The sequence below is a fragment of the Paenibacillus polymyxa genome (genome assembly GCF_018614975.1).
Lineage (GTDB): Bacteria > Bacillota > Bacilli > Paenibacillales > Paenibacillaceae > Paenibacillus > Paenibacillus polymyxa_E.
Genome location: NZ_JAGGNR010000014.1, coordinates 103685 through 124899, shown reverse-complemented (window position 1 = coordinate 124899; position 21215 = coordinate 103685). Strand labels below are relative to the sequence as shown.

Here is a 21215-nt window from a genome sequence, read left to right as displayed (position 1 = left end):
AATCCACCCTACGAAGATGTATTGTTAGTCGTTGGTTAAGCGTTTGCAGACCTAATTAGAACAAGCCGGATGATATGTAAGATGGTGTTTCGTTGAAACAAATGAAAAATAGACAACCTCATTGGCTGTCTATTTTTTGTTGTTACCAAGATGAAATCAGCAGTCCTCGGTTTATTTGATCTGGAACTATAGGAGCACTACCATACATAACAGCATGCATATTCCATCAGACACGGTCTACATTGGTTAGGTTGTACTCACAGTATATGCACGCACTGCATTTCGACCATTACGCTTGGATTCGTACAAGGCAGTATCAGCATCGCGTAACAAGGACTCCAGCGAATCTGACCCTCCATTGTACTGGGCAATACCAAAGCTTGAGGTCAGCGTAATAGGTACTCCCTTAACATCCAGGGGGTCATTCAACAAGGCAACTCTCAGTTGTTCGGCAAGTTTCTCGGCTTCTTGAAGCGAGGTATTCGGAAGAGCGATGACAAACTCTTCTCCTCCATAACGGGCGAACAACATCTCAGGGCTTAAATATCGATTACAAACAGAGACTACATGAATGATGGCCTGATCACCAACATCATGCCCGTAGGTATCGTTGATGCGTTTAAAGTAATCAATATCAAATAAGATAAATGAGACAGGTTGCGGATTAAGCTGAGCTTCACTCAAAATCTCCCGTCCTCTATGCAAAAATTGAGTGCGATTATAGATTTTGGTCAGACCATCGAAATAAGCCAGTTGTTTCAGTTGTTCTTGCAAGAAGCGTTGTTCCGTTATATCGATTAACATAATTAGACTGCCCACAGTCTGTGCATCCTTGTTATACACGTAAGATGTCCTGACCTGATAACAGACAGTCTCTCCGTTTAACTGCCAGTAAAGATCGGTTTGCAATCCTTCCCTGCCGTATTCAACGGGAAATGTCTTTCCAGCAAGATTAAGCCAGATGTCATCCAAGGGTTGGCCAATCATGCTTGTATTAAGCTCTGGCAACATGTCACACAGAGATCTGTTGTAATCGACCAGTCGATTGGAACTATCCAGTACAATAACACCTTCACGCATGCTTTCGAAAATACTGTCTTTGGCGATGGGTACGATGGTCAGGAGACGAGAGGATAGTATGGCCCAGATATACATGGCAGATGTGATACACATGAGTACGGGTACGGGGTCCATCCCGCCGGGGGTCAAACCAAGCAAATACAGAAAAGCTGCGACCATAGGAATAATCTGTGAAGTAATGAGAGTAAGTAATTGACGACGATACATCTTCTTGGTGTGTCTCCATTGTCCGATCAGAATGAGACAGGCACATAACAGACAGGAGAAGGTGAATGCACCGTGTACAACATACCATTGACCCACTGCGATATCCATCAGAGGAACGGGACTATTTTCTCTTAGCCATACTTTTTTATAAAACAGATGATGAAAGTCATTGGTTGCAACCATACCTAGCGTAATGGAAGGGATTACAAACAATGCGGCGGTTGCCTTTTTGGATAACGTTTTTCCTGTATATTTTATCATCAGGATAAGGCCGAGAGAGGCGGAGAAAGGCATACCTAAATACTCCACGGTGGTCCAAAACTTCATTTGCTCCAGCGTGCTACTGGCAAGCTCAATCGCGTAACCAAAAGTGTATATGGAGAGTGCTGCTGTGTAGAGAATGAATATTTTGGAACTGGGAATCTCGGATCTTCTGAAATAGGTATATAAACACAAAAAGACATTCAGCACGGCTGAAGTAGCTACGAGTGTTATATATGAATTAATATGCGATTCCATTGTCAGGTCTCCATGTTAGGTTAGAATGATTAAAACAATAAAAATGAGAGTTAAAGCACATCAGTATACTGTACATTGTACATCAGCCCAAGCAGCATAGGAATACACTTTGTATCATGAAACAGTCTAATTCGAATAAATTTGGAATTTTGGCAAAACAGGCATTGAAGCAAATCGGTTGTTTGATATCCAAAGAGAGTGGTAAATAAGGATTAGAGACAGCACGCTGAGGCTTAAGTTGCTGTTCATCGCAGAAGAATAATCTGAACTGTTCATGCCATCCTACAGAATGAGACTTTTTCAGAGAACGAAAGACAAGGAAGGTTACAGTTAGAGTCCATGTCTTCTGTAATCCAAACATGTTCACATTTTGAGAGGAGACTGTTAGATGTCAACCAATACACAACAAAATCAAAAAACAATGCCAGCACAGCATCAGGATCAACGCCCCGGTATTGAATCGGAGATGCATCCCAGACCGGAATTTGAGAAGCCTGAATACAAGGCAGCAGGTAAACTGACGGGTAAGGTGGCGCTTATTACAGGAGGTGACAGCGGAATTGGACGTGCTGTTGCTGTTACGTATGCCAAGGAAGGCGCGGATGTCGCTATTGTATACCTGAGCGAGCACGAAGATGCCAAGGAAACGAAGCGTCAGGTCGAACAAGAAGGACGCAAGTGCATCTTGATTGCAGGTGACATTGGTGATGATGCCTTTGCGAAGAAGTCGGTTCAGCAGACAGTAGATGAACTGGGCAAACTGGACATTGTCGTGAATAACGCAGCGGAACAGCATCCACAGCAGAATCTGGAGGATATTACGCCAGAACAGCTGGAGCGTACATTCCGTACCAATATCTTCGGCATGTTCTATGTGACGCAGGCGGCTCTGCCACATCTGAAGAAAGGCAGTACGATTATTAACACCACATCCATTACAGCTTATCGGGGCAGCCCGACCTTGCTTGATTATTCATCTACCAAAGGAGCAATCACTTCGTTCACTCGTTCGCTATCGATGAATGTGATTGAGAAGGGAATTCGTGTCAATGCCGTTGCACCAGGGCCGATCTGGACACCGCTCATTCCATCTACCTTTGATGAGAAAAAAGTAAGTGAGTTTGGCGCAACCCAGCCGATGAAACGTCCAGGGCAACCGGATGAACTGGCTCCCGCCTATGTATATCTAGCTTCAGATGATTCTTCGTATGTAAGCGGACAGGTGATACATGTGAATGGCGGCGAAGTGGTGAACGGATAATACGTAAAGAACGTTTAGACTCAGGATAGGATTGATTATATAGAGAGACGTATCGCATTCAGCATGGCTGAGCGGTGCGTCTTTTTTATATCAGGGGATGTGCAAGTCTAAGATGCGGTTTAGCAGCTGTTTACAAAAGTCTGCATCTGCGTTGATACAACTATGATATTGTACGAATAGCCTTGCTGACTGGAATCTCCCTAATCTGTGATATGATAGATCGAGCAATTATACTCGGAGGGATAAGTCATATGAAAATGAGCAAACAGAATGCAGCGCATTATATATGGGGTGGACAGTGCGATGGCTGGCACCTTGTTCAAAACGATAAATTGAGCATCATTCATGAGCGAATGCCTGCAGGAACGGCTGAAACACGACATTACCATTCGGTAAGCCGTCAGTTTTTTTTCATCCTCAGCGGTGAAGCATGTATGGAACTTAATGGTGAAATGTTCGTGCTGGAAACCCATGAAGGAATAGAGATCGCACCCGGAATGCCGCATCAGATGATGAATCGCAGCAACGAAGAAGTGGAGTTTCTCGTTATTTCCAATCCAGGCACCCGTGGGGACCGAATTGAACTGGATTCAATGTAGAGCAAGACATTAGATATTAATCTGATCATAAAGGAAGAGATAGATGAGACCGTTCCGAATTCGCCTTGCCATCATTATGATGGTGCTGATCGGCGTATCCGTCATTGTAGCTGGATACACGATGGGCAGAGTATTTAAGACTACGCATATAACCGCATTGGAGCAAACCATGGTGCGCGAGATTAATTTGCTTAAAGCAACTTTTCCATTCCATGATGCAAGTGATCCAACCTCGGAAGCCACACGAAAGTATTATTCAGATCGGGCGCTGGAACTGGATCGTCTGACGGATTCCCGGGTAACCTTCATTAATAAAGACGGCATGGTCATCGGAGATTCCGAGAGTGATCCGGCATCGATGGATAATCACTTGAACCGGGAAGAAATTAAGGGTGCGGTAGGGGATGTATACGGGCAGTCCATACGTTACAGTGAAACATTGGGGCAAGATATGCTGTATGTAGCACTACCTGTGAATTCGGATCAAAGTGACATGATTGAAATACCAAGCGGCAAATTTGATGGCTACATTCGTCTATCCATGAGTCTACAGGCTGTGGATCAAGGGCTTCAGCGTGGTTGGATGATTATGTTTGCTGCACTTGGGCTATTATTCTTAATTGTGGCATTTGTCAGTTATCGGGTTGCACGTGGATTAACCTCTCCGATTGAGCATATTACGAAAGTGGCCCATCGAATTACCAAGCTGGAATACGATGCGAGAGTTGATGTAACGCGTAGAGATGAGATCGGACAGCTGGGGCTTGCGATAAACGGAATGGCAGACAGCTTGCAGTCCCAGTTGAAGACGATCCGTGACAATGAAGCGTTGCTACAGAGTGTCCTCGCAAACATGACCGGAGGTATTGTTATGATCGACGCAGGGCAATCCATTGCACTGGTCAATCGGGAAGCGGAGCGTATGCTTGGTATTCAGGCAGGAAAGGTTACGGGTAAGCCTTATACTGAATTAAAAAGACACTACGAATTAACACGTACTATCGAAGAGAGTGTTGCATTGAAAGAACGGATGCATGAAGAAGTGAGTGTGTTCAACCCGGAGGAAAAACTGATCCGTATTGATGGAGTACCGATGTCCGAAGATGATGGCGGGTATCGAGGCATGTTGTTCCTGTTGCAGGACGTGACGGCAATCCGCCGATTGGAGTCAATGCGCAGTGAGTTTGTCGCCAATGTCTCTCATGAGCTTAAGACACCTGTCGCTGCGGTCAAAGGGTTTGCCGAAACGTTGCTCAGTGGCGGGGTACAGGATAAGGAGACAGAGCGATCATTCCTGAAAATTATCTATGATGAAGGAGATCGACTTAACCGATTAATCGGGGATATTCTGGAGTTATCCAAAATTGAATCGAAACGCGCACCGCTGCAATGCTCACCTGTTCATATACACTCTTTCTTCGAAATGGTGCTGGGCACCTTGTCCAAGGTGGCGGAGAAAAAGCAAATTCGTCTGGAAATGCATGTTCCGGAGGAGCTGTATATTGAAGCGGATGAGGACAAGATGAAGCAGATTTTCATCAATCTGTTATCCAACGGAATCAATTATACCCCCGATGGTGGACGAGTGAAGTTACAGGTGACGATGGATAACGATGATGAAGTTGTCTTTGCGGTGTCAGATACAGGAATTGGCATACCGAAAAAAGATTTGCCGCGAATCTTCGAACGGTTCTATCGTGTTGATAAAGGCAGATCCCGTAATTCAGGGGGCACAGGCCTTGGACTTTCCATCGTTAAACATCTGGTGGAATTGCATCATGGCAAATTGTCTGTAGAGAGTGAGCTGGGCATGGGGACAACATTCCGTGTGATCCTTCCATTCATTCAAGACGAAGAGATGTAGGCGTCTGGTATCAAAATGTAAAAAGTGTGTATTGTTTTACACCGCGTTAACAAATTAGTGCTATGATAGAAAAAGTGTTGTGGCAACAGACAACCTATGAAGAGAGAAGGGGTATCATGGCACAGCGTTTGCTAGTTATTGAAGATGAACCTACATTATCAAGATTACTCACGTATAACCTGACACAGGAAGGTTACGACGTTACGGCAGAGGATCACGGATCTACAGGATATGATCGCGCCTTGTCCCAGGATTTTGATCTCATATTGCTGGATCTGATGCTTCCGGGCATGAATGGTCTGGACATTCTGAACAAGTTAAGAATACAGGGTGTCAGTACACCTGTTATCATTCTGACGGCCAAGAACGGTGAAGCCGAGGTTGTACAGGGACTGAAATCGGGTGCCGATGATTATATAACCAAACCGTTTGGTGTATCTGAGTTATTAGCCCGAGTGGATGCGGTATTAAGACGTTATTCCAATGGCGAAGATTTACCACAGCTTGAGGACAAGGATGGCTCACGAATTATTCTGGGAGAGCTGGAGATTTATCCTCTGAAATATGAAGTGACACTGGGTGGACAATCCATCAGTCTGCGTCCGAAAGAGTTCGAAGTACTGTTATATTTGGCCAAAAAACCGGGTGTGGTACTGACAAGGGATGATCTGATGAACGCTGTGTGGGGCTTCGATTATATTGGAGGTCAACGAACGGTAGACGTACACGTCAGCTCATTACGTAAAAAGCTGGAGCTGGACCCGGAATCGGTTCACATTGATTCCATTCGTGGTGTAGGTTATAAATTGGTTGTCAAAAGAAAAACTCCCCATCATTCAAGTTAGCAATGATCGGGGAGTTTTATTTTACGTTTGTTTAACATAAAGGAGGATTTTCCTTTACGTAGAGGGAGTAGCATGGACTTATCTGGGTGATACTTTATACCTACATAATCTATCTCAAGACGGAGCTAATACGTAAAGGAGATTACGCATTTATGCCCATGTTGCTCGAAGTGAAACCTGACCAGCCTCATGTTGTTTTACATAACGAAGAATTAGCGATACCCGAACAGCAGCATCATGAAGAAACGGTTGTTGCCGAAGAACCTGTAATCCATTTGCATGACTATTATCGTCAGGTACCTGTCGCGGGGATCCATACGACCTGTGGAGAAGCGGCCACGATGATGAATCAGGATCAGGAGCACCCATGTATTGTACTGTGTGATGAGCAGATGAAACCTACTGGATTGTTAATGCGAGAGACGTTATATCGGATGTTAAATGGCCGTTTTGCCGCAGATCTGTTCTACCGTAAACCGGTCATCCAAGTAGTGAATACATCTCCGGTTATTGCAGATATTAATATTGAAGCCACAACGATTATTGATATCGCACTTGGGCGCGATGAACAGCATTTCTACGATTGTCTGCTTGTTACGGAACAAGGCAGACTGCTTGGTGTGCTGACGATGCGTGACGTAATGTCGCTCTCCCGCAGATTGCAACAGGCTGTTACGGAAGAGCGCATACGTACAGTAACCGAGAGCAGACAGGAGATAACCAGAATCAACGATGCGGTCACCAAGCTGGTGCATGCAGCGAATCAGACCGTTCATGAGGCCCGTGAGATCATGGCATTGTCCAAGCAGGGTGAAGAGAGTTTGAAGCACGTTGATGCTTCCTATAACCGGGTGCATCAGCATATGGAGAATCAAGGGCAACATGCGGACTACATGCTGAATTCGATCAGAACAGGATCGGGCATGGCACAATCCATCCGGTCGCTAGCAGATCAGAGTGGTCTCCTTGCCCTGAATGCATCCATAGAAGCAGCCCATGCGGGTGAATATGGACGAGGTTTTCAGATAGTTGCAGGCGAGATTCGAGCGCTCGCAAAACAGACCCGTGAGGTTGCGGGGAACATGTCTTCATTGCTAGAGAATATTGGTGGATTGACCCTTCAGACTGTTGAACTGGTTAAGGCAAGCGGAGCAGAGATTGACGACAGTTCGGTGCATGTCAACGCAGGGGGAGCAACGTTCCGACAACTGAACAGTGCGGTGAGAGATTTGTCTCGTATAGCAGAGGAGATCGCCATGGAAGGCGGGAAAGCTGGAGAAGTCGCAGAGCACATTCGTACGAAGCTGGATGAGATGGTATCGAATAGCGGAGTGATATAAAGTTATAAAGTAGTCAATAAGGCAGGCATCAGCAATCAGATTGATCCATTAAGCAGATCATGAAGGTCAAGGATGTCTTTTTTACATTCCGTTAACATGAAAGTGATACTGTTTTTACAATGAAAGGGTAGGATATTAAAGATGGCCGAGCAGCGATGAAAGATTATCAGTATCGGTCTCAACGTAAAGGGAGTTTCCGTGTCCCTGCAGCGAAGGAGAAGTGAACATCCATGAAGGACCTCATTCACATTGAAAATCTTAATTTATATTATGATACGCATCACGCGCTTAAAAATATATCGATGGATCTGCCGGAAAAAACCGTTACTGCGTTCATCGGGCCGTCAGGTTGTGGTAAGTCGACATTGCTCCGCACGTTAAACCGGATGAATGACATGATTCCGGGTGTTCGTGTGGAAGGACAGGTTATGCTGAATGGCTCCGATATCTACAGTAATGAGATTGAAGTGGAGACACTGCGCAAACGAGTTGGTATGGTGTTCCAACAACCGAATCCTTTTCCAAAATCCATATACGATAACGTCGCTTACGGACCGCGTTTGCACGGGGTAACTCAAAAGGCTGAACTGGATCAATTGGTGGAACAGAGTCTTGTTCATGCGGCACTGTGGGATGAAGTGAAGGATGTATTGAAAAAGTCGGCACTTAGTTTGTCCGGCGGACAACAACAGCGTCTCTGTATTGCACGGGCGCTGGCTGTACAGCCTGACGTTCTGCTGATGGATGAAGCAACGTCCGCACTCGACCCGATCTCCACATTGAAGATTGAGGAGCTAGTGAAGGAGTTGCATCATAAGTACACGATCGTTATGGTTACGCACAATATGCACCAGGCGGCACGGGTATCTGGACGCACGGTATTTTTCCTGAATGGTGAAGTGGTGGAGGCAGCTGATACGGAGACGTTATTCTCCACACCGCAAGATTCCCGAACCGAGGATTATATCTCCGGAAGGTTCGGTTAAGCGAGCTGAATTGGAATGATCCCGGCATACCCGGAGATGATGGATAAGGAGGACATGAAATCTATGATTCGCAGAAAAGAATTTGATCAGGAGCTTGAAGAGCTGCGTACCTTGCTCAAACAAATGGGTGAACATGTAGGAGCAGCATTGGATGGTGCTATTGAGAGTTTACAAACGATGAACGCGGAGAAAGCTCAGGTCATCATCAAGAATGATGCGAATCTGAATGCCCTTGAAGACAAAATTATGGAACTTGGCTCCAAACTGATCATCACACAACAGCCGGTGGCGAAGGACCTCAGACGTATTATCGTGGCATTCAAAATCTCCAGTGATCTGGAGCGTATGGGAGATCTTGCTCTTGATGTGGCAAAGGTGACACTCCGGATGGATGGACAGAAGCTGATCAAACCTTTGGTGGATATCCCGCAAATGGCAGAAATCGTGAAATCCATGATCGATGAATCCATCGAATCTTTCCTGAAAGAAAACACAGATCTGGCCTATAAAATGGCTCAAACAGACGATCAGGTCGATCAACTGTACAGTCACATGATCAGTGATCTCTACACGTTAATGACAGAGCACCCGAATCAGGCTTCTCAGGCCATGCTGCTGATGATGGTTGGACGTTACATTGAACGGATTGGCGATCATGCAACCAACATTGGTGAGAGCACGGTATACCTGGTGACAGGTAAACGTCCGGATCTGAATCAATAGGAAGAGCATTGCTTTGGAATTGGGGAATCAGTGCTGATTAAGTAATGAATCATATGAATGGAAAAGGACTTTCTCTCAGATAGGCTGTGTACAGCTGTCTGTGGAGAAGGTTCTTTTTTTGCGATTAAAAATGAAGTGAAAAGATGGCTATTCTTTTTGATGTGACAGGTGGGTATGGTATCATGAGAATAGATGTAATTTGAAGAGGTTGACCATATAATACGCGAGGTGCTGGAATGGACAAGTTTATTCTCATAGATGGAAATAGCATTATTTACAGGGCGTTTTTTGCAATGCCGCCTCTGACCAACTCGAAAGGTCTGCATACCAATGCGGTATATGGCTTCACTACAATGCTGCTGAGACTGCTTGAAGAGCATAAGCCTACACATGTTATGGTCGCATTTGATGCAGGCAAAATCACGTTCCGCCACGAAGGGTATCAGGAATACAAGGGTGGACGGGAGAAAACACCACCAGAGTTGTCAGAGCAATTTCCTTTGCTCAAAGAACTGCTGAAAGGACTTGGCATCGCTCAGTTTGAGCTGGCTGGATTTGAAGCGGATGACATCATCGGAACATTAACCAAACGCGCAGATGAAGCGGGCAGACAGGTGCTTGTTGTATCGGGTGACAAAGATATGCTGCAGCTTGCCTCCGAACATGTACATATCGGGCTAACACGTAAAGGGGTAACCGATATTGAGCTGTATGATCCTGCTCAGATTAAGGAGCGTTATGGTCTGACGCCGCTGCAAATCATTGATCTCAAGGGTCTGATGGGCGATGCGTCCGATAATATTCCGGGTATTCCCGGGGTCGGAGAGAAAACAGCGTTGAAGCTGCTGCACCAGTTCGGATCGGTAGAAGATGTGCTGAACGGCACAAGTGAACTGAAGGGCAAGATGAAAGAAAAGATCGAGGCCCATGCCGAAGATGCCCGGATGAGCAAACAACTCGCGACGATTCACCGGGAAGTTCCGCTAGAGCAGACGTGGGAGGATATGCAATTCGCTGGATTAAAAGAAGAACATGCTGGCCCTGCATTGGCGAAGCTGGAATTCAAATCCTTGCTCGAACGCCTGTCGTTCAGTGGCAGCATTGGTTCAGAACAGGAAGCGGTCCCTGCTGCCGAGGTGGAGTCTTCCATTGCAACAGAGGACAACATCAGTGAGCTGTTCAGTTCCCTTGATTCCATTGATGTACTCCACGTGGAGACACATGGGGATAACCCTCACCAAGCGAAACTGATTGGACTAGCTGTAGGTTCTGCCGGAACATATACGTTTATATCTCCCGAACTGCTTCATTCAGAGGCAGCGGCTCCAGTGCGGGCATGGCTTGGTAATTCAGAGCAGCCGAAGCGCGGTTATGATCTTCATCGTGTGGACCTGGCCCTGCATGCGCATGGCATTGAATTCGCTGGTGCGTCATTTGATGTACAACTGGCGGCATATTTGCTTGATCCAACGGAATCCAACCAGACGATTAGTGGACTCACGACCAAGTATGGTCTGCCTTCACTTGTGGAGGATGACACGGTTATGGGCAAAGGGGCCAAGTACAAGGTGCCGGAAGTGGAGACCTTGGGGGATTTCCTATGCCGCAAAGCTGCTGCTGTAGCAGCCATTATTCCACTTCAGGAGCAGGTGTTGGAAACCGATGAGATGAATTCATTGTTCCATGAACTGGAGATGCCGTTGTCACGCATATTGGCGGACATGGAGAAACAGGGCATTAAGGCCAATACAGCCGATCTGCAGGCTCTGGGCAGTGAGTTTGAAGAACAGATCAGCAGGTTGATGGCTGAGATCTACAAGCTGTCAGGAACGGAATTTAATCTGAATTCACCGAAGCAACTGGGTGAGATTTTATTTGATAGACTGGGCTTGCCGGTGGTGAAGAAAACAAAAACAGGTTATTCCACAGATGCTGAAGTATTGGAGAAATTGGCTCCTTATAACGATGTGGTCAAGCATATTCTGCAATATCGTCAGCTTGCCAAGCTGCAATCCACTTATGTGGAAGGATTACTCAAAGAGATATCCGATCGGGATGGCAAGGTGCATACGTATTATCGTCAGACCATTGCTGCAACAGGACGACTTAGCAGTCAATTCCCGAACTTGCAGAACATTCCGATCCGGATGGAAGAAGGTCGCAAAATCCGGAAGGTATTTGTCCCTTCCGAGCCTGGATGGTCCATTTTGGCAGCAGACTATTCCCAGATTGAACTGCGTGTACTGGCCCACATTTCGGACGATGAGCGCTTGAAGGAAGCGTTTGTCAACGATATGGATATTCATACAAAGACCGCTTCGGATGTATTTGGCGTGAAGCCTGAGGATGTGGATGGGGATATGCGTCGTTCCGCCAAGGCAGTTAACTTTGGTATCGTGTATGGAATAAGTGATTATGGTTTATCCCAGAACTTGCATATTACACGTAAAGAGGCCGCGCAGTTTATTGATCAGTATTTTGAAGTATTCCAGGGTGTACGCCGATATATGGATGATATTGTGAAGGAAGCTCGCCAGGATGGTTACGTCAAAACGTTGTTGGAGCGACGTCGTTACCTGCCAGAGATTAACGCCAGTAACTTCAATCTGCGTTCCTTCGCAGAGCGTACGGCGATGAATACACCGATTCAGGGAACAGCGGCAGATATCATCAAGCTGGCCATGGTACAGATGGATGAAGCGCTGCGGGAACGCAAGTTGAAGAGCCGTATGTTGCTTCAGGTGCACGATGAACTTGTATTCGAAGTGCCTGCGGATGAATTGGAACTGATGAAAGAGTTAGTGCCTTCTGTTATGGAAAAAGCATTGGAACTGTCGGTTCCGCTGAAAGCCGAAGTCAGCTTTGGTGATAACTGGTACGAAGCAAAATAATTCAAGCGCCGCGCGGTTTTTCCGGTATTTACAAAAGGCCTTTCCATGTATGCGATATAAGAAAAGGGTCCCGCTGAGCGCCATCTTCCGTTATAATATAGGGGAGGTGAGAACATCATGCCGGAATTACCGGAAGTCGAAACAGTCAGAAGAACATTGAATCAACTTATTGTGGGCAAAACGATTGATCATGTTACCGTTAGCTTGCCGCGGATTATTCAGCGGCCGGACGACATAGATGCATTTGCAATGGAACTCGCAGGACATACCGTCATTGGAGTGGAGCGCCGCGGCAAGTTTTTGCGTATTTTGCTGGACGGGCTGGTGCTTGTCTCCCATCTGCGGATGGAAGGAAGGTACGGTGTGTACGAGCAGCATGAAGATGTGGAGAAACATACCCATGTGATCTTCCATTTTAATGATGGTACGGAATTGCGTTATAAGGACGTGCGTCAGTTCGGTACGATGCATCTGTTTAATGCAGGTGAGGAACTGGTATCCAAACCTTTGCTGAAACTGGGATTGGAGCCGCTTGATCCGGCATTTACGGTAACTGCATTCCGCGAGGCGGTTGGCAAGCGCACAACCAAAATTAAGGCTGTACTTTTAAATCAGGCATATGTGGTTGGTATCGGGAATATTTATGTGGACGAGGCTCTATTTCGCGCAGGTATCCATCCCGAGACCATCGCCAAAACTCTGACCGAAGCTCAGTTAACGGTGCTCCATGAAGCGATTGTGGCTACGTTGCAGGATGCAGTGAATGCAGGTGGATCTTCCATCAAGTCCTATGTGAATGGACAGGGTGAGATGGGGATGTTCCAGCATCAACTGAAAATCTATGGACGCAAATCAGAACCTTGTACAACTTGTGGTACGTTAATTGAAAAAACGGTGGTTGGTGGCCGTGGCACGCATTTTTGTCCGAACTGTCAGCTGCTAAACATGAACTGAATGAACGAAATGATGAAATCATAGCACCCTTGGATTCCTCCCTCCATATACTGATATGGCAGAAATAAGCGGGCGTATACCCATACTGGCATCTTCAGTTGGCACGAGTACCGCACAGAGGAGGAGTCCGGGGTGCTGCATCATTTTATTTCATTGCTGGCGCTTGCTTTGGCGCTTAGTTTAGATGGTTTTGGAGTCGGGATTACATATGGGTTACGGAGGACTAAGATTCCCCTGTTATCTATCGCTGTTATTTCGATCTGTTCGGGATTGGTTATTGCCTTGTCGATGCAAGTAGGTGTGCTGTTGTCCCATGTGGTGTCACCGGATATCGCTTCGATCGTGGGAGCCGTTATATTGATAGGTATTGGTGCATGGTCACTGTTGCAACTTATTCGAAAGCAAGGCAAAGAACAGTTGGAAACAGACACTGGAACGGGTGGGGAAACAGAAGCAACGGTAACTGGGGTGAGAGAAGCACAAGAGAGACTGTCGGATTCAAAGGGCAGGAATCAGGTGCTCGCACTGGATCTGGAGCAGTCGGCTTCAAGTGGATCACTGGAACGAATGGTATTTACACTGGAGCTGCGCAAGCTGGGCGTTGTCATTCAGATCCTTCGTAGCCCTTCCAAGGCGGATATGGATAACTCGGGGAGTATATCTGCTCAAGAAGCGATGTGGCTCGGTATTGCCCTGTCTCTGGATGCGTTTGGAGCAGGATTGGGAGCGGCACTTCTGGGATTCCCTACACTATGGACAGCACTTATTATTGCACTGTTTAGTGGGGCGTTTCTGTCACTCGGCATGAAGGTTGGCCTACGATTCTCAGCTCTGCGCTGGATGCGAAGACTGTCTGTATTGCCAGCACTATTGTTAATGATTATGGGAATAATGAAGCTGTTATGAGGTGAAACGATGAATATAGGCTTAACCGGCGGGATCGCGACAGGCAAAAGCAGTGTTTCCGCCTATCTCGCCAGTAAGGGAGCGTTGCTCATCGATGCAGACGTTATTGCCCGGGAAGTTATGATGCCCGGGCATCCCGTGTTGGCCGCCGCTGTTAAGCGGTTTGGACAAGCCATACTGAACGAAGATGGAACACTGAATCGGAAAAAGCTTGGAAGTATTGTTTTTCAACAACCCGAGGAACGAAAGGCACTGGAGGCGATCACACACCCGGCAATCCGAAGAGAGATGCGCGAACGAGCTGCTGCATACGAAATGCAACATCCGGATAAACTTGTGGTGTCTGATATTCCTTTGCTCTACGAATCGGGTCTGGAGGACGGTTTCGAGGAAGTCATGGTTGTATATGTCCCGAGATCGGTGCAACGAGATCGCTTGATGAGTCGGGATGGAATGACTGCAGCACAGGCCGAGGCTCGAATGGATGTACAGATGGATATTGAGCGCAAAAAACAGCTGGCAGACATTGTCATCGATAACAGCGGTTTATGGTCTGCGACAGAGCAGCAAATTGACTCATATCTACAGCGTAAGGGTTTGTTATGAGAATATTGCGTAAGAAACGTGTACTGCTATTGATGTTTGTGTCATTTGTACTGGTGTTATTTCTGAATACAAACTGGATGGCATGGTTCTATCCGATACATTATAAGGAAGAGATCCGTGCCCAATCTCAGAGTTATGAGGTTGATCCGTTTCTGATTGCTTCCATTATCAAGGTGGAGACCAATTTCAAGACAAGCAAGGAATCTAAACGAGGAGCCATTGGGCTCATGCAACTGATGCCGGACACGGCCAACTGGATACTGGAACAAGCCAAAATTCCCGACACTTCGCTGGAGGAATTAAAGCACGAGCCTGAACGAAATATTCAATTAGGTACATGGTATCTGCGGAATCTGTCCGATCAATTCGATGGCAATGAAGCGGTTATGATCGCTGCCTATAATGCGGGTCCAGGCAAAGTGAACAGTTGGCTTAGAGATGGTGTGTGGGATGGCTCGTTCGATACGGTGAAAGATATTCCGTTTGGTGAGACGCGTCACTATGTACAAAGAGTCATTTACTATTATAATCAGTATGTAAAGATCTATAATACGTTCTAAGTATATAAGTAGAAGCACAGAGCAGGCCGGTTGTTCACCGGCCGCTCCATGCTCCTCTGTGTAACGTATTACGATGCAGATATTATTGGTATTGACCTGCCAATTGCTGTTCTGCAATTGTTACCAGACGCTTCGTGATGTATCCACCGATCGAACCGTTCTCGTAAGAAGTCATGTTACCTTGGTATCCGTCTTGTGGGATGCTGATTCCGAGTTCTTGAGCAACTTCATATTTCATTTGCTCGAGTGCTGCGGAAGCTTTAGTTACCACCAGGTTGTTGGAGTTACCATTGCTTTGTGCCATTGCTGTTCACCTCCTCGCGGGTTGGTAAAAGTATTATGTGTCGGCAATGCATTTTTCATTACAAAATCAGTACAGGAAATATGTGGTAAAAGTAAAACGTGGGAAGTGATTTGATTTGAAGTGTCCTTATTGTGGTTATATGGGTACCAAAGTGCTTGATTCGCGCCCGGCCAACGAAGCAAAATCCATTCGTCGTCGCCGTGAGTGTGAGCAGTGTGCCCGAAGATTTACAACGTTTGAGATGATTGAAGAGACTCCACTGATTGTTATTAAGAAAGATGGCAGCCGGGAAGAGTTCAGCCGGGACAAAATTCTCCGCGGGCTTATTCGTGCCTGTGAGAAACGTCCAGTCTCCGTAGAGAACCTGGAGATGATGGTATCTGAAGTGGAGAAATCTCTGCGTAATACGGCTGATGCTGAAGTGGAGAGTCGCCAGATTGGTGAGTTATTGATGGAACAGTTGTTTCCAGTCGATGAAGTCGCGTATGTCCGTTTTGCGTCGGTATACCGCCAGTTCAAAGATATCAATATGTTCATGAAAGAACTGAAATCCCTGTTGTCCAAAGACGATCTGGAGGATTAGTGAAGTGGGAAAAGGGAGAAGAGCAGTCTGGAGTTCCAGTCCGTGTGTACCAGAGAAATCGGTTGTTCTTCTCCAAGCACTTTGGATCTTGAAAAAGTGATTGACAGCGAAAGCTGGATTTTATATGATATAGGAGTCGCCTGTGGAACGTAGCAGTGTTGGACAAGTTATCTATTTCATATCCCGGGGAATTAGCTCAGCTGGGAGAGCGCATCGCTGGCAGCGATGAGGTCAGGGGTTCGAGCCCCCTATTCTCCATAACAAAAGAACCCGTCAAACACAAGGATTTTCAAGTGTTTGGCGGGTTTTTGCTATGAGAAAATGATTTGCTTTTATGGTTGTGGTCACACGAATGGTCACAATGAAGGTTTTTTTGATTCATTGACTCTAATGTGGCGCATAATATTGTCCAGATATACTTGACACTTTGATGTATAGCGGTCGAGCTATTATTGCGAACCAAACAACATGTCCACATATTGTGAAGCGATCTGTTAATGAACGAAAGGTAAGACATGAGAGTACTTATATAACGTTACTCTCATGTCTGAATGTCCGAGGATTTCTTTTACAATCTTAGGATTGATGTTCTGAGCGAGCATGAGAGAGGCAACGTTGTGTCTAAGATCATGAAAGCGGATCGGAGGAACATCCGCATTTCTGATTAAGCGATAGAAGCTGCGCGAAATAGAGATAGAAATTTAATGGAACAAGAGCAAAGTGTCCGAAATATAACAACACTATATAAAATATTAAAGGAGGCGGGTGTTCCAATTATAAGACCAACTGTGCAAAATAGTAATTATCTAAAATGAAGAGAATATGAGTTAAGAAATAGGTTTAATATTTAATTGTGCTACTTTGGTTGGTCACATTTCTGGTCACACTTTTCTCTTTCTGAGCGTTACGAAGTACTCAAACGTAGAAATGTAAAACCCAAAAAAGCCTTGTCTAACAAAGCTTACTTCTGCTTATTCCCTAACGTACAGAAACCCATCTCTCCACTGGCAGCGATGAGGTCAGGGGTTCGATCCCCCTAGGCTCCATAATCAAGAACGCCATCACATTATTGCGATGCGTTTTTTTTGTGGTGAAATAAATCAGAACATGCATTAATTAATTAGAATTTTTGGACTTGGGGACGAGCTTTAAGGGTAGCAAATACTAAAAGTCCTGACCGTGGAGTTGTCAAAAAAAGTACAGTTTGAAAACAAGGAGACCCTTCCGGCTGGATATTGTCCAACCGGAAGGGTCTTCATTTATCTGTATACGCTTTCACTTAGCCAGATATTTGACGAATCTTACAAAGATCGTGGCTACTTCGGCGCGGGTGGCGGTGGCTTTGGGAGCAAAAAAGTTGTCCGGCTTGCCTAGCACAATGCCGATGTCCCGCAGTGCCTGAACGGCCTCCAACGCCCAGGAGCTGATCTCACTCTCGTCCGTGAAGGACTTAGAGTGGCTTTCAGGTATCTCATAGCCCTTATAGTTCATGTAGTTGTACAGTATCACCAGCAGCTGCTCGCGCGTTAACGGCGAATTGGGGTCAAACAGGTCTGCGTTTGTACCGTTGACTATGCTTTTTTCGGCCGCCCACTCGGCTGCCGCCGTGTACCATTGTCCGTCCGTCACGTCGCTAAAGAGGGAACTCGTGTAGCTGGAGAGGTTTACGCTCTCAAGATTGGCCAGTACTTGCACGAACATTGCACGCGTCATTGCGGTGCCCGGTGAGAACGTTGCGGACGTGGTGCCGTTGAAAAGATCGTATGTGTAGGCGAAATTTATATCGTTGTAGAACCAGTCGTCCATGTTGGCATCCCTGAAAGGGTTGCCTGATACCACGAGGAAGCCCAGTGGGGTGGCGTCATCAACCGCCAGTTCCGTATCCTCACGGATGTTCAGCGACATTCCCTTGTCTAAGCTGACTCTTGCGCCGCTCGGTCCTACCACAACCGCTCCGCGGCTCCGTATCTTCGACCCGCCGTGGAGATACACCTGGTTGCCGTTTGACAGGTATACATGTGCGTCTTTGCCGCCTACTGTGACCGTACCGTTGCTCGCGATCGTCGAGCCGCCCGAAATGGTCACTGTGCTGTTGCCGCCGGGTAGTGTCACTTCGGCGCTTTTGTCTGCCGGAATGGTTGCCTTACCGTTTGAGTCTATCGTTGTGCCTTCGGGTACCTTAATCTTCGTCCCGCCTTTGGTCGCAATCTCGCCGCCGCCGGGCAGGGTGGTGTTGCCGTTTTTGTCAGTGACCGCGGGTTTACCCTTCGGTGTATTCACTGTGTAGGTCGACTTCGACGTTTCAGCATCTGTCCCGATGCCCGTATTGTTGGTGTTTTGTGTATTACCACCGTTGCTTGTATTACCGGTGTTGCCCGTATTGCCTGTAGTACTACCAGAACCAGGTACGGTAGGAGTCGTCCTCGTCGGCGTCGTCGTAGCACTGATCTCCGCGCCGTCTCCCTTCGCGTTCACCGCGATGATGGTGAAGTTGTAGCCTTGGCCGTTTGTCAGGTTCTTGAAGGTATATTGGGTCTCCGCCGCATCCAGTGTGACCGGCGTCATGTTGCCATACCATACCTTGTAGCCCAAAATCGCGCTACCACCGTCATCAGCAGGAGCAGTCCAGCTCAATGTGACCTGTCCGTCACCCGCTGTCGCCTTGAAGCCACTCGGTGCACCGGGCACTGCCGGTTTTCTCTGCGCGAACATCCAATCAAAGACGTCTGTGTAGTCATTGTTCCAAGCCGGCAAGTTAGAGGACTGCGCCGTGGGAGCTATGCTCCAATTCCCTATAGTTATCTGGTTGTAAAGAACCGCTGCTTCAACTTCGTGCGCTATATAATCAGCCAGAACAGGTGTATTGGACGGATTCGGCCTCAGATTCGGCTGATCAAATTGATTGTAGGGCCATGTAAGAACCTCATTGCTCTCAAAGCGCGAAGCCCTCGCGTTGATCATTTTTGGCATATTGTTATTGATGAAGTTATTGAGGTTAGTCTGGTAGCCACCAACATTATGAGCATTTAAAAACATCCAATAGGCCAGGTTGTTGTGAGCGTCATTGTCCTTAGCGTTCGGTGAACCGCTTACCGGGGCCATAGGTGCGGCGGCAGCGAAGAAGCCGGGATAGCTGTTAACTAAGTTATTCGTATACTGTCCGCCCCATGAGAAGCCTGCTGCGTAAACACGGTTAGGATCTACTTCGCCGCTGGCAATCAGGGCGTCTATGACCTTCTTAACATTATCTGTGGAGGGAACAGATACGCCATTATAGGAAATATTCAGTACATGGCTGGCGTATTTTTCGGGACTGTCTTCCATCTTTTTCATTAGAGCGACTGAGCCGTTGGCGGATTTCATAGCGGCTTTTTGGTCTGTCGCAGCGTTTGTGCCGCCGCGTGACATGCCGTGAGTATAAACATACAGCGGCAATCCTTTCATCACCTTACCATCATCATCCTTGTGAAGGTAGAGCGAGCGATTGACCGAATTGTCTGTGAATGTTGTAAACTTGTCAAGGATCGGATTCACAACTTTTTCCTGTTCAAAAACCACGTTGCGAAGTGGACTCCCTTCTGTCAGTACGATCTCACCTTTTTGGACAATGGTGTAAACCTGCTTTGTTGAGTTACTGCTGCCATCCAGCGTTGTACTGCCGCCGCTCTCTGAATAAAATTCAGACTCAACAACAATGTAACGACCGTTCGCCAGTCCGTCCTGATAATCTGGTGAATGGCTAATCGGCCCGACATAGCCGCGTACCTTCGGTTCATCATTAGCATACACCCTTGTGATCTTGCGTGGTCCTTCAAAGGTCACCGCTTCGCCGTTCAGGGTAGTGTTCCTGGCTGATAAGGCAAACAAGTCTGGACTAAGTTCGGAGCCTAACGCCGCCTTCCCCTCGCCTAAATCAATGATAACAGCCGTTGTGTACTCGCCACTGGCGAAGTTGTCATTCCATACAATAAAGGGAAGTATCCCCGCGTCCGGATCGTTTTTGAATGTCACATGAATGGTATGATCAGCCTCAATATTTGTAAAGGTATAAGTGCTAGCAGGTAGAGTCACGGTCTCGCCGTCTACCGTTACGGTATCCACAATTTTGCCGTAATCGGGGGTAAACGTAATTTCTTTGTTAGAGCCCCGATCCACTCTCAGAACATCGCCGGGTGGGTTCGACATGATTGAGCCGCCCGGTCCCGCCGTTGCGGTGATTGAAAATCTGGTGTCCACTTCATTGGCTGAAGTGAGCTGCAGGCTGTCTGTAAATGAATCAGAGCTGGTATAACCCGCGTCCGGAACTCCAAAACAGGAAACGACTTCATAGCGGTCAGCGCCTTTTTCTGTCGAGTTATTGATATAGACCTCAAAGGTAAGGTTCCCCTCCTGTAAGGTCAAGGTTCTTTTTGGTATTCTCATTTCCACGATGTATCCGGTTTCCGTGATCTGAGTCCATGCAGCTCTGCCTGGAGCGGCCTGCCCTGAAAACACACCCGTCGAGCTGACACGCCATTGGTTCGAGCCGCCGGTTCCGCTACCAACATAAAACTCCAGGCTGTCGTATCGGTGATCTGCGCCAGCTCCCTGATATAAGTTACTGTCATTCACAACTACGCGGGCATACAGGTAGTCATGATCCCAAAGGATTCTGGCTGTACCCGTGGCATGGGGTCTGGGGTCAGTAGGTACCGTGCTTTTGTTGATGTGATGCTCCATGGTTTGGTCCCAGAGGGGATCATTTGACCCGAGTTCGGGAGTTCCAAAAATGGCGGTGGGTGTTTCATTCGCTTCTGCGTTCTCGATGTTGTCAGTGGCGGCAGCATAGCTGGTAGGCATTAGCGACGCCATCATTACCAAGCAACAGAGGAACGCGAGCATTCTGCTAAATCGTTTTGGCATAAATGAAAATCCTCCTTTTTTTCGATCCGGTGTGCCCATTGCTTACCCGCATCGTATTCGGACACGTTGTCAAGTTGACAAGCGC

17 protein-coding genes and 1 tRNA gene are annotated in these 21215 nt (G+C 46.9%); 14 read left to right on the top strand and 4 right to left on the bottom strand.

Annotated features, from left to right (window positions below):
• Positions 1-246: 246 nt before the first annotated feature.
• Complete coding sequence (locus tag J7E78_RS13740; protein WP_215076766.1) at positions 247-1806, bottom strand: histidine kinase N-terminal 7TM domain-containing diguanylate cyclase; 1560 nt, start codon at positions 1804-1806, stop codon at positions 247-249.
• 388 nt (positions 1807-2194) lie between these two features.
• Here J7E78_RS13740 and J7E78_RS13735 point away from each other — a divergent pair, with 388 nt between their 5' ends.
• The 12 genes from J7E78_RS13735 (at position 2195) to J7E78_RS13680 (ending at position 15341) form a co-directional block, all read left to right on the top strand.
• Positions 2195-3067 (top strand): SDR family oxidoreductase, encoded by an 873-nt coding sequence (locus J7E78_RS13735; protein ID WP_036669971.1) that lies wholly within the window; start codon positions 2195-2197, stop codon positions 3065-3067.
• A 251-nt stretch (positions 3068-3318) separates the two neighbouring features.
• The gene (locus J7E78_RS13730) at positions 3319-3666 is read left to right on the top strand and encodes a cupin domain-containing protein (RefSeq protein ID WP_215076762.1); all 348 of its coding nucleotides are present in this window, start codon (positions 3319-3321) and stop codon (positions 3664-3666) included.
• Positions 3667-3709: 43 nt separating this feature from the next.
• Positions 3710-5530, top strand: a complete 1821-nt coding sequence (gene pnpS, locus J7E78_RS13725; RefSeq protein WP_215076761.1) for a two-component system histidine kinase PnpS — start codon at positions 3710-3712, stop codon at positions 5528-5530.
• 116 nt (positions 5531-5646) lie between these two features.
• The gene (locus J7E78_RS13720; RefSeq protein WP_215076760.1) at positions 5647-6375 is read left to right on the top strand and encodes a response regulator transcription factor; all 729 of its coding nucleotides are present in this window, start codon (positions 5647-5649) and stop codon (positions 6373-6375) included.
• Between the two features lie 152 nt (positions 6376-6527).
• Positions 6528-7715, top strand: coding sequence for a methyl-accepting chemotaxis protein (locus J7E78_RS13715; protein WP_215076758.1), 1188 nt, complete (start codon positions 6528-6530; stop codon positions 7713-7715).
• 230 nt (positions 7716-7945) lie between these two features.
• Entirely contained in the window at positions 7946-8701 is a 756-nt protein-coding gene (gene pstB, locus J7E78_RS13710) for a phosphate ABC transporter ATP-binding protein PstB (protein ID WP_036609821.1), read from the top strand.
• A gap of 63 nt (positions 8702-8764) precedes the next feature.
• A complete protein-coding gene (gene phoU, locus J7E78_RS13705; RefSeq protein WP_017689478.1) occupies positions 8765-9424 on the top strand; it encodes a phosphate signaling complex protein PhoU in 660 nt (219 codons plus the stop codon).
• A 236-nt stretch (positions 9425-9660) separates the two neighbouring features.
• Positions 9661-12315, top strand: a complete 2655-nt coding sequence (polA, locus tag J7E78_RS13700; RefSeq protein WP_215076751.1) for a DNA polymerase I — start codon at positions 9661-9663, stop codon at positions 12313-12315.
• A 117-nt stretch (positions 12316-12432) separates the two neighbouring features.
• The gene (gene mutM, locus J7E78_RS13695; RefSeq protein ID WP_215076743.1) at positions 12433-13269 is read left to right on the top strand and encodes a DNA-formamidopyrimidine glycosylase; all 837 of its coding nucleotides are present in this window, start codon (positions 12433-12435) and stop codon (positions 13267-13269) included.
• Positions 13270-13401: 132 nt separating this feature from the next.
• Positions 13402-14175 carry a manganese efflux pump gene (locus J7E78_RS13690; RefSeq protein WP_397330569.1) on the top strand — a complete coding sequence of 258 codons (774 nt, stop codon included), beginning with the start codon at positions 13402-13404 and terminating at the stop codon, positions 14173-14175.
• Between the two features lie 9 nt (positions 14176-14184).
• Complete coding sequence (gene coaE / locus J7E78_RS13685) at positions 14185-14781, top strand: dephospho-CoA kinase (RefSeq protein ID WP_215076741.1); 597 nt, start codon at positions 14185-14187, stop codon at positions 14779-14781.
• Positions 14778-15341, top strand: coding sequence for a lytic transglycosylase domain-containing protein (locus J7E78_RS13680; RefSeq protein WP_036609809.1), 564 nt, complete (start codon positions 14778-14780; stop codon positions 15339-15341). Before coaE ends, J7E78_RS13680 begins: the two co-directional genes overlap by 4 nt.
• Before the next feature lie 82 nt (positions 15342-15423).
• On the opposite strand, the gene J7E78_RS13675 is transcribed toward J7E78_RS13680, so the two are convergent.
• Positions 15424-15645, bottom strand: a complete 222-nt coding sequence (locus J7E78_RS13675; protein ID WP_017689472.1) for an alpha/beta-type small acid-soluble spore protein — start codon at positions 15643-15645, stop codon at positions 15424-15426.
• 115 nt (positions 15646-15760) lie between these two features.
• On the opposite strand from J7E78_RS13675, the gene nrdR reads away from it, so the two are divergent.
• Together nrdR and J7E78_RS13665 are read left to right on the top strand one after the other, a co-directional pair.
• Positions 15761-16228, top strand: a complete 468-nt coding sequence (gene nrdR, locus J7E78_RS13670) for a transcriptional regulator NrdR (protein WP_215076739.1) — start codon at positions 15761-15763, stop codon at positions 16226-16228.
• A 185-nt stretch (positions 16229-16413) separates the two neighbouring features.
• Positions 16414-16486: transfer RNA gene (locus tag J7E78_RS13665), tRNA-Ala, on the top strand.
• Positions 16487-16722: 236 nt separating this feature from the next.
• Here the strand turns inward: J7E78_RS13665 and J7E78_RS30020 are convergent.
• Positions 16723-16917 (bottom strand): tyrosine-type recombinase/integrase, encoded by a 195-nt coding sequence (locus tag J7E78_RS30020; protein WP_397330576.1) that lies wholly within the window; start codon positions 16915-16917, stop codon positions 16723-16725.
• A gap of 586 nt (positions 16918-17503) precedes the next feature.
• Complete coding sequence (locus tag J7E78_RS13655; RefSeq protein WP_215076737.1) at positions 17504-21130, bottom strand: S-layer homology domain-containing protein; 3627 nt, start codon at positions 21128-21130, stop codon at positions 17504-17506.
• Between the last annotated feature and the right edge of the window lie 85 nt (positions 21131-21215).